The organism is Pseudomonas sp. yb_2 (assembly GCF_043103905.1).
Taxonomy (GTDB): domain Bacteria; phylum Pseudomonadota; class Gammaproteobacteria; order Pseudomonadales; family Pseudomonadaceae; genus Aquipseudomonas; species Aquipseudomonas alloputida.
This window is the reverse complement of record NZ_JBICKH010000092.1, coordinates 1-9,869: the sequence shown is the minus strand read 5'-3', so window position 1 is coordinate 9,869 and position 9,869 is coordinate 1. Positions and strand designations below refer to the sequence as shown.

Here is a 9,869-nt window from a genome sequence, read left to right as displayed (position 1 = left end):
CGAGACTTTGCATTAAGGGCTATGACTAGGGAAGTGTAACCATCTTGGCCTATGCATTCAGCAGTGATCCGAACAGGCTCGTCTTTGCCAGGTTTACGCTCATATTCGTCGAGCAACCCGCTCAGAACGTGGACGAACTCATCAGCGCAGCAAGCGGAGGCGCGCCTCCAGATGTCAGGGATTATGGTGCTGTCCATTTCAGGCGCTCGGTCGTCCAGGATGCCAAGATGGCTGCGCAGGGTAAAAGGCCAAATATACCCTAAAACATTGTTTTCCAATCCGCGAAAAGCCCTTTCACTACTCTAAGGACTTCATAGAGCGAGTGCAACACTAAGGCGAGACTCCTATCTCAAGTGGAACCGCGCCGATTGGCGCACCCCTCTAAAGCTCTAGCCAATACACCAAGCGCTTCTCGCAGATGGCGATCTTCCTGAGCATGATCGGGCTCTGACAGTAACTGGCGCGCGTGTGTGATTAGCACTTCGAGGTTCTTAGCAATCAGCTCTAGCTCAATCAGGACAGATGGATCATATTTAAATTCACCAACCTGCTCGAAGAATATAGGGATCACGCGAGTTTTACCGAACCCCGGAGTTTTTGGCGATCCCAGTAAAAAGCCGTAGCAAACATTGCCTTGGATCAAGACCACAATTAACAATTTGTTAGGCTGGCGGTTCCTGTCCATAACCCAAGTCTCCAGGAACTTCGACGACTCGGTAAGTTTCGAGACAAAGGCATCTAGCTTGTCCATCGAGGTGGGCCATACGTCATGCGCCCACCTGCGGTCGTCAGGGATATGGAGTAACAAGGCATACCCTTCCCTCAAGGTGGCCACCACCCCCATCTGGCGGGGGGTAGGGAGCGGTTCGCTTTCACCTGCAGGTACTGTAAACAGGGTACATCTCATTTGCTTACCGCCAGAAAAACTGGCCGCAATCCGAACCTCCGTAGCCCCATCAATTGGTGGAAGCTCAACGCGAGCACAGGCTATTTCGGAGGTTTCTCCAACCGCTCGATGCCGAAGGCAAAACCGGGCCCACTCAGCGCTTCTGACCTCGCCGTCGTCTTCGCCGGAAAGGGTGTCCAAGCGAGCTTCGTTAAAAGGGCTTGCAGTGGCAGACAACTCGTTTTGCAGATCAAGGGATTCATTACCTTTCATGCTGGTTCGAAGAGCCTCGTCTATGTAGTTACGATGGTGCGACGCACCGCTTCACGAGCAGGATTCCCTGTAGTTTTTTAACCTGTCGCGCCAATCAGACCAAAAGCGCCGTTTACATCAACAGGCATAGCCGTGATCCAGTCGATCGAGTAGCGCTTTTACTCTCAAATATCCAGCCTCATTGCCAGCACATTCCAGAGCGGTTAGGCCATCGAACTCGTCACGAGGGGCAGCCAGCCAAACATCTGCTTTGGCTTTGCTGCCAAACACTTGTTCGGCTTGATGCTGAATCAGCTTCTCAAAATCCATAGCTGCTCTGACAGCACGAGAAGGTTGAGTATTCACGGGCTCGATGAATTCCCAGTGTTTTTTGCATGACGCTACCTAACTTCCCAACTCTAAGAAGATTACAAGGCGGTAGATTGTGAATCTCCCTAGACTCAACGAACCGCTTCGTTTTTAGGCGTAGGACACCCTGCGCTGTAAGGTCAGATCTCGATCACGAAATCAGGAGCGAACCCCGTTCGCTCACCTGGATAGCCCTTTGGATTCGAGACGAGGCGGCAGCCCAGGAATTCAGTGTCGACAGCATGATGTGTGTGACCGAAAAACCACGCATCCGCCTGCTCGATCAAGTCGTGCCATTGGTTGTAGTAAGCCGCCGCAAGGTGGCCTTCATGGCCATTTCCGGCTACCTCTGCAATCGGGCAATGGTGTGTAACCACTATGGTCTTGCCGTCAAAATTCTTGGCCAGTTCCGCGAGCAGGAACTCACGACTGGCGATGTTCCGAGCAATGAGGTCGGCTGGCCGAAGCCTCCTATAACCCTCGCCGATTCGGATACGCCTGAAGTCACTCATCCACTCAGCACAATCTCTAATCGCAGCTTTGTAGTCCCCCGTCGAGGTAAAGTCCGTCCACGCGGTGGCCACCAGAAACCGGGTTCCACCGATGATCAGACTTTGGTTATCTAGGACATGGACATGCTCCGCAGCTGCAGCTCGCATCTTGATCAGCGTTCGATCAATGTGCGATTTGTAAAATTCGTGGTTGCCGCAGACATAGATCACCGGGCATCGGAACGTCTCATTTGCCCATGTCACCCCGCGACAACGCATCGATATGTCGCCTGCTAATACGACCAGATCAACCTCTACCAGAGGTGGCTCAAAGCCAACAAACTCCAAGTGCAAGTCTGAGTAGATCAGAATCCTCATGAGGTGCCCGTGCTCCGTGTGGCTTGGGGTGAGTCGCCTCTTCAAGTCGCGTCCTGGGTAACCTCGCCCACGTCATCGAGCGTAAGCACTGCCGTTAGACTCGTATGCTTTCGAAATCCCGGCCCTGCCAGGTAGTAAAGCGTGTCCTTGCTCTCGAATACCGACTCAACCAGTTCATGCAGGAAGCTCGATCTCAGCCCACCTGGTCGTGAACCTTGAGTGCGACTGTCGAAAACGATCTCGCGCCCTAGCATGACTGTAGGATGTAGGCCCTGATCGCCCAGGGTTCTTTCGTCTTTATCCGAGACCATCACGTTGAGCAGTATCCAGCTCCTTATCACGCAGAAGGGTTTCGCTCCGGAGCGCTTCCTGGCCACCTCAACCAGCTCGTCATCCGCCATTGGCAGGCCCTCCACATGCTCTGCGCCATCGAGAAAGAAATGCGCCAATTGTGCTGCTTCCACCTTCCCACCTTTGTTGTTCTCAGAACCGATACCTGAGTGATTAGCCATCGCTTTCGTTCGCGATTTGCCGGAATTATTTCCACCGCCTATCAAGAGCTAGCGCGAGCCTTCAACGCTTTGTCTGCGATCAATCCGCCGACCGTTTTCGCTGGTATACCCTGCCATGAAGTCTGAAACTCGCAGCCTCAGTGCCGCTGGGATCCATCAGATTTCAACCTCGAATTGATGACGGAAATGCAGTCCCTCACCGGGATAGCCCCTGGGATTCGAAACCACCCGGCAGCCATACTTCACGAGGTCGACCGGGTGATGGGTGTGACCAAAGATCCACAGATCTGCCTGCGCAACGAGATCCGGCCAGTGATTGGCGTAGGCTGCCATCAGGTGACTTCGTGGCCCACCGACTAAACCGATCAGCGGGGCATGGTGTGTTACCACTACCGTACGCCCGGCAAACGGAGTGCTTAGCTGCTGGGCAAGCCAGGCGCGCGATGCTGCATTGAGCACGACCAGATCTGCAGGCGTTAAGCGGCGGTCGCTGGCATCGACGCGAATGGCCATGAAGTCATTCATTCGCTCATGAGCCTTTCGCATCCCAAAATCCCTTGAGCCCGTTGATGAAAAGTCAGTCCAGGTGGTCGCGCCCAGAAACCGGGTTTGTTTCCAAATCCAGCATTCGTTCTCCAAGACATGTACGTGTGGTGCTGCGACCGCCTTCATTTTTTCGAGCGTTTTATCTAGGTGACCACCGTAAAATTCGTGATTTCCACAGGTGTAAATCACCGGGCAACTGAACGTCTCGTTGGCCCACTTTACACCCCGTGCTTTGGTGCCGATGTCACCGGCCAGGATGACCAGATCAGCGTCCGTGGCCGGCGGCGTGAACGCCTCAAATTCGGTGTGTAAATCGGAATAGACCAAAATTTTCATGCAGCTACCCGGAGGACTGACTCCAGTCCCGTGTCTTCGATTAAGCGATATATTGAAATCGCCCCTGGCTTGCGTTTGGGTGGGCCTATCTGACCTGGCCGATGCACAGCAAATCACAACAGTTCCATTAATTTGACTATACGACATTGAGTGGAACTGCGCAAACCGGGCATACAGTCGGATTTTAGGGATACTCCCGAATGCTCAGGCAAGCGATCGCCGCAGCGTTGACCCACGTTCGCCAGCAGCAGCGAGTGGTGCTTACTGACCTTGAGGAAGGCGTCACCGCCGCCCACCTCAGTCGGATCGAACGCAGTGAACGTGGAGTTACGGTCGAAAAGCTGGATGAGATCGCAAGACAGCTGGGTGTGCATCCCCTTACCCTCCTCGCGCTTGCATACGGCGCAGATGAGCTTGTGCGACCTACCGATCTTTTAAAGCAGGTATCCAAAGAGGTGGCCACCCTGGGTGGGTCGATCGCCCCGCTCGCGATCAGGCCTGAAACCAGGACACATTCCCGCGTGGCAGCGGCCAATGAGCGCCGGGAAGAGGTGCAACGACTGAAGAGCCAAGGGTTGACTAGGGCTGAGGTGGCTCGGGAGCTTGGGGTTTCCAAGCAGACTGTAGGAAGGCATTGGTAGATGATCCCTAGTGCCTTGGTCGTTAGCTGACCCACTTCAAAAATGATGAGCTGTCATTTGCCCTAGGGTCTCACGGGTTCCCGCATAAGGGGATCGTCGGGCATGAGCATTGATGCAACATTCCTTTTAATTGCTGCTCCATATGCATCTCATCGGTAACCAACAGAGTAGCGCTAACGAGCAACCCACAATTGATGATTGCAACAATGGGCTTGTACGTCGCTCAGCATGTCACTGACCTGGCTTGACGGACACAGAGGTAGATGTCAATTTAACATCAAGCCGAGGAGTCAAGGAGTGACGCATGAAGATCACTATCAATGTGTTCTTGCTCAAGGAGGGGCGAACCGTCCAAGACGCGCTCTCCGATGAGGTCAATCTGCGGCCTATCGCGTTTGCATTGGGCGATGCTGAATGCCTCTTTTACCACCAGAAGAATCCTTCCCATCCCAAGTGGACACAGCTCTTCGGTGCAATCCCAGAGGTGGCCACCCTCGATTTGACCGGCAGATCGCTCAAAGCGCTGCTCGTTCTGGCAATCAATGGCAGAGTCTTTTGCTTTACCTTTGGCCATGCCAGGCACCTCATCGATCCCCTCGCGATTGAGCGCTACTTCGGGCTACGTACAGCGCTCAGCTTGACCGATCCACTGCTGATCAAGTCCGTGGAGAAATCCAACATTGACCGCACCCCGCTGCGCTCAAAAGCGCAGTCATCAAGGCTGTTGTCGATATCGGAGTTCGACTTCAAGTTCGATTCGGAGATCCTCAAATCTCTGACCGGAATTGTGGAGAACGATCAGGATGAGGGCGAGTACGTCAGCGGATCGGACTCATTGGCGCTCCATTCTGATGTAAAGCTCGAACAATTCCCTGAGATCGCGCTCCGCCTATTGACAGCGTACGAGGATGAGCACTGCAAGGAAAAATATCCTTGGATGGACTTCATCGTCCCCGTCCGTGACGCAGCTCTCAAAGGACAGTTGGACAGGGTGCTTGTAGAAGCGATGAATGCCGAGCGGTTCGACTGCGTCCGAGCAGCGGCACCTGAGCTGCTTGGAAATGATGTCAGCGGCTTCGGCTATGTCAAACACAGTGCCCGAGCGCATAATGGCCCAGCAATCTCATTCGATCTGGATCTTCGTCAAGCCCTGCTCGCTAAGCACCTATTGGGAGGCATAACTCGCCCACTTCTTGATTCCGAGCGCATCTACCTCTACGGCGCGGACGAACAACGACTCGCCACCTGGCCTTTGTACATGTGCTTGGAGGCGGAGATCGAGCACGAAGGCAAAATATTTCTGCTTAGCGAAGGTGACTGGTACCAGATTGACCGCGACTACACCGAGCAAGTGAACCACTTTTTTGAGGCCGCGACACCGTGCAACCTAGTGTTTCCTCCCTACCGCACTGACCATGAAGGCGCCTACCTTCGGCGCATTGCTGATAACGTCAATTTCTACCTACTCGACCAGAAACTGGTGAGACTAACTGGCGCAGGCGGCCCGTTCGAGTTCTGTGATTTGCTCACACCTGATAACCACATCATCCACGTCAAGAAGTACTCATCGTCCAGCGTGCTGAGCCACCTCTTCTCACAGGCCTATGTGTCTGCTGAGGCGCTGATCAATGCACCGGATGTGATTACCCAGGTGAACGCACACCTGGCAGAGCTGGGTGGTTTCCAATTCACCTTCAACCCGGCCACCCAGCCGCGCAACAAAATCGTGTTCGCCATCATGCAACCCAATGCAGAACTGCACATGCCGTTTTTCTCGAAGGTCAACTTCAGGCAATTTGCCCAGCGGCTTACCGCAATGGGTTACCAGGTCGAGGTGTGCCGGATAAGCAATAGAGACGTTGCCGCCGCCTGAACATTCTACGACAAGGCCTCAAAGGACGGTGTCATCACATATTTGTGAGCAGCGCTGCCACACTGCACGCCCGCCTACCATCACCTCAAACTCGAAGAGGCGAGCGTCCAACTGTCCGACGAAACCCTGCGCAGATGGTGCATGAGTGACAAGTCGAAACGTGTGGCCCCCGAAAGTTCAACAGGCCATCAAGTTGGAAGCCCATAGATCTTGAATTATTCAGGGTACCACTGATTTAATATGGCACCTCCTACTTGGCCTAATCATAACGATTAACGGCATCTACAAAACCAACGCGACTCGGATTAATCTTACGCGGAAACCACATAGTCTTGACTTTTACACGAGCGCGCAAGGTACTTTCTACGTGTCTTGCCCAGCGCTAACGCGCCATACCATAAGCCTGCGAAGATAAAACCCTTGCATCATTACTGGTATTACCAGAGACGACAGACTCCATGACCAGTAACTAATTAAACCAATTCCTACAGATCTTTTAGTCTCACAGGCAACTCCATCGATAGATCACTAAAACTGACTGAGCGCTTCCCTCCCTGTACAGCGAGCGCGCAAGCGATGCTGACACCTAGCAACAACCATTCGTCCGATCCCTGGCAACTATCAATATATGCTTAAATAGAAAAAAGTTGGTAACCCAACGCCCTGCCTCAAGTTTTTTTCTCGACCCTTCCGCACCTACTTGCCTTCCCTAACGAGAGGCTGGGGTCGCACTTGCAAATATGGAGCGACCAATTATCCTCGCTCAAAACATCTACTCGCGAGCATCAATCATGTCACAGGTAGAATCGGTCACCCTGCAGCGCAGAGAGCCCCAGATTGCCCGGTGCTCACGATTCTTTTTCGCTGAGCACGACCTGCTTGATCGCAAAGACGGACATTTGGTCTGCTCGATTTACTCTACCCACCAATACATGGATGCAAGCGGAGGTTATCGCTTGAGCGTGGGTATCCAGACATTTGCCGTGCTTTGGGAATCAGACGGCATTGATTCGAGACTATTCAACGTCATTGAAGAAGCCATAGCGTGCGACGTGCTGGCGCCCGTCCAACTGATTAATCATTCAAAGGGCATGCTCACGCTTCTCGTGGATCCTTCATATTGTCAAATCTCTGGGCAATTCGAAGAGTTCTGGCGCTGCATCGCGACCAATGTCATCTGTGATAGCTGGGAGTTACGCATTCTGTGCGAGCAGGACATGCAGCCCTCCACAGAGGGCCGTATGTTTCGCGAATATGCTCAAAGTATCCTAGCCGTAGAGAACTTAGGAATTGAAGATATCAGCCTAGACCACTTCCTATTCAGAGAAGAATGGGATCAAGTCATGGAGGAGATTGCGAGCAGCCAGCGGGCTGAGTCGGAAATTAATGATGACCAGTCAGCATTTGACCCTGCTGATAACGACAAATTAAACGACGCCCCGCCCTTCTAGCACACGTTAATTTCACGCTTGTTCTTGACCCCAGCTAGCAACCCAAAGACCTTCCAAGTAAATGCATCCAATTTAAACCCAGAGGAAGAGCTAACTCACGAATCCAATTTCTCCCAATCCAATTGTTGACACCCTGCCGCTATATACGAAGACGCCAGCTAACAGGAAATATGTTACCAAGCTTCAACTCTCGCCCCATCGAAAGCGCAACTCTGACATAGAGGCCCAGCATTGAGATGATAACCTTTACGCAAATTTGGCTACACAACCTGCCCAAGCATGATGAAAGAAGCGACGGGGAGAATTTTCCGAAATTCCTGAACGACGGGAGCCCGATCGATATCCGCCGTCGCGGCCTAGCAGCCTTTCGGACATATCTGGGAGTCATGCGCATTACTGATGAAAACAACATCAATTATGATGAGCTTATGGCATTCAGAGGATTTTTAAATGTGACTATGCAGCTTGAAAAAACTGAGATTGCGAATGTATTACGGGCCGTTTGCGCTGAGCAGGCTTCTAACGTGGCCATTGACGTTCAATCTGCAGCCAAAATCATCGAAGAATCTCAGTATGAATGCAACATGATTTACTTGTTATTTCGCGACCCCACCCAACTAGAAATCAGGCGCTACGAGTCGTTATTTGAATGTACCGAGGCCAATAAGGTGATCCGTCTCGATTTTGGCGCTCTGAGAAACACTCTCAACGAAGAAGATTTTTCTTACTTTAGCCAATTGCTCGCCGCATACCTTTCTAAGCTACCTCAAGATGAAGGAACTCAAGAGGGCAATGCGATCTGCGGTTTGATGCAGGGATTGGTGACACGCCATCCTAATGTAAAACTGTCTCAACTCCATCTTGACGAAGCCAGCTCTGCAAAATTTATCGAAATTGCAGAGCACGAGGCAGTTGAGCAGGCGATAAGGGCTGGCTATTCGGAGCCATTGGCCTTTGAGAATCGCAATATCGTCAGACACTTGCTTATAAACTTCTTTGCTTACAACGGCTTTCTCATCATCGAAGAGTAGTCGCTTCCCCATATTCGTCTCACGTTGAAATTCACGTTCGGTCATTCTTCGCAGTTCGCTCTGCGCTGAACACAGCATCTACCAAGGAGCACATCATGAGCAATGGCAATCAGCAGACACCCACAAATGTAACTTTATGTCCCTCGGCCTCCCCAAACAGGAGCTTAATATTAAATAAGACGCCAGCAAAAACAATAACATCCAACTTCCTTCACAAAAGCTCACTCATGACAGCCTACTACACCTGCGGAAGATCCATATCACTCGAAGCCTTTTTAAAATACGCACCAATAAAACTCACCAGCAATATACTTCGCTTCACTCAACTTGACACGTGGGCCATATTAAATGCCGCTACACTCCTAAAGGATGAAAAGTTTTTGCTAGCGGAATTGAAAGATACAGCTACCCAACACCAAGAAAAATCTTATTTACTTACGTTTGTAATGTTAGCTGACCGACGTGGTCGGCCGGCAGTTCCCGAGACAACACTGGCGCTGCTTCGTAAAGCGTTGACTCCGGGTAAGACTATACACGGCAAGAAGAAGATGCATGTTAACGTCATTGTACCTGAAACAATCTGGGAAGCATTTCTCATCAAGGCGCTGGGCTGGTGGGTCGAATCTGGAACCGCACCGGAGCATTTGGTTGAAATGAAGTTAGAGTTGGATCTCGGGCTCTGACTCACTTTTTTTGTGACAGAGAAAACCGCTATGCTAGAACTTATGATTGATTAGCCTGAATCATGCGGTCGGCTCGCAAAGGCATTAGCCACAGGTGCTTCATCCTCCGCATGCCCTCTCGCATGCTTTCTACGGAAGTCAGAAACAGCCGACATTCTGACAACGGAGAAATGCCATGCGCTTTCCTATGTTACAGTCTGATCTACTCCGTACCGGAGCCTTCAAGCAGACCGCCAGGAGAATTCAACGGGGTTGGCCAGGTGCTAATGGGTTGAGTCTTATGGAAGCACAGGAGATCTTGGCACGAGGGCTAGGTTACGAGGATTGCCATCATCTCCAGCAGTCTCTGATCAAAGAATCCTCCTCTTCTAGCTCAGACTTCATGTGCCCAGTGAAACTGAGGTGAGATTAAGCATCCGA

Annotated in this window: 12 protein-coding genes; 5 read left to right on the top strand and 7 right to left on the bottom strand. The window is 51.7% G+C overall.

Translation table 11 applies throughout. The annotated features are described in order from the left end of the window. The 7 genes from ACF8FB_RS25940 to ACF8FB_RS25910 form a co-directional block, all read right to left on the bottom strand. Positions 1-197, bottom strand: a 197-nt coding sequence (locus ACF8FB_RS25940; RefSeq protein WP_392512415.1) for a hypothetical protein, incomplete at its 3' end; no start/stop codon positions are given. Positions 198-349: 152 nt separating this feature from the next. Continuing rightward, a complete protein-coding gene (locus ACF8FB_RS25935) occupies positions 350-1,159 on the bottom strand; it encodes a hypothetical protein (protein WP_392512413.1) in 810 nt (269 codons plus the stop codon). Positions 1,160-1,276: 117 nt separating this feature from the next. Continuing rightward, positions 1,277-1,504 (bottom strand): MbcA/ParS/Xre antitoxin family protein, encoded by a 228-nt coding sequence (locus ACF8FB_RS25930; RefSeq protein WP_392512411.1) that lies wholly within the window; start codon positions 1,502-1,504, stop codon positions 1,277-1,279. A 143-nt stretch (positions 1,505-1,647) separates the two neighbouring features. Further along, the gene (locus tag ACF8FB_RS25925) at positions 1,648-2,376 is read right to left on the bottom strand and encodes a metallophosphoesterase family protein (RefSeq protein ID WP_392512409.1); all 729 of its coding nucleotides are present in this window, start codon (positions 2,374-2,376) and stop codon (positions 1,648-1,650) included. 41 nt (positions 2,377-2,417) lie between these two features. Beyond that, on the bottom strand, positions 2,418-2,888 hold the full coding sequence (locus ACF8FB_RS25920) for a DUF6957 family protein (RefSeq protein ID WP_392512407.1): 471 nt from the start codon (positions 2,886-2,888) through the stop codon (positions 2,418-2,420). A gap of 156 nt (positions 2,889-3,044) precedes the next feature. Beyond that, a complete protein-coding gene (locus tag ACF8FB_RS25915; protein WP_392512405.1) occupies positions 3,045-3,770 on the bottom strand; it encodes a metallophosphoesterase family protein in 726 nt (241 codons plus the stop codon). A gap of 113 nt (positions 3,771-3,883) precedes the next feature. Next, positions 3,884-4,144, bottom strand: a complete 261-nt coding sequence (locus ACF8FB_RS25910) for a hypothetical protein (protein WP_392512419.1) — start codon at positions 4,142-4,144, stop codon at positions 3,884-3,886. Between ACF8FB_RS25910 and ACF8FB_RS25905 the strand changes: the two genes are divergently transcribed. The 5 genes from ACF8FB_RS25905 (at position 4,025) to ACF8FB_RS25885 (ending at position 9,449) form a co-directional block, all read left to right on the top strand. After that, a complete protein-coding gene (locus ACF8FB_RS25905; RefSeq protein ID WP_392512417.1) occupies positions 4,025-4,411 on the top strand; it encodes a helix-turn-helix domain-containing protein in 387 nt (128 codons plus the stop codon). The two genes, ACF8FB_RS25910 and ACF8FB_RS25905, sit on opposite strands and share 120 nt — an antisense overlap. Positions 4,412-4,715: 304 nt before the next feature. Beyond that, positions 4,716-6,284 carry a TIGR04141 family sporadically distributed protein gene (locus ACF8FB_RS25900; RefSeq protein ID WP_392512403.1) on the top strand — a complete coding sequence of 523 codons (1,569 nt, stop codon included), beginning with the start codon at positions 4,716-4,718 and terminating at the stop codon, positions 6,282-6,284. Positions 6,285-7,075: 791 nt separating this feature from the next. Next, positions 7,076-7,735 (top strand): hypothetical protein, encoded by a 660-nt coding sequence (locus ACF8FB_RS25895; RefSeq protein ID WP_392512401.1) that lies wholly within the window; start codon positions 7,076-7,078, stop codon positions 7,733-7,735. Between the two features lie 236 nt (positions 7,736-7,971). After that, on the top strand, positions 7,972-8,766 hold the full coding sequence (locus ACF8FB_RS25890; RefSeq protein WP_392512399.1) for a hypothetical protein: 795 nt from the start codon (positions 7,972-7,974) through the stop codon (positions 8,764-8,766). A gap of 95 nt (positions 8,767-8,861) precedes the next feature. Next, entirely contained in the window at positions 8,862-9,449 is a 588-nt protein-coding gene (locus ACF8FB_RS25885) for a hypothetical protein (RefSeq protein WP_392512397.1), read from the top strand. The last annotated feature ends 420 nt before the right edge of the window (positions 9,450-9,869 follow it).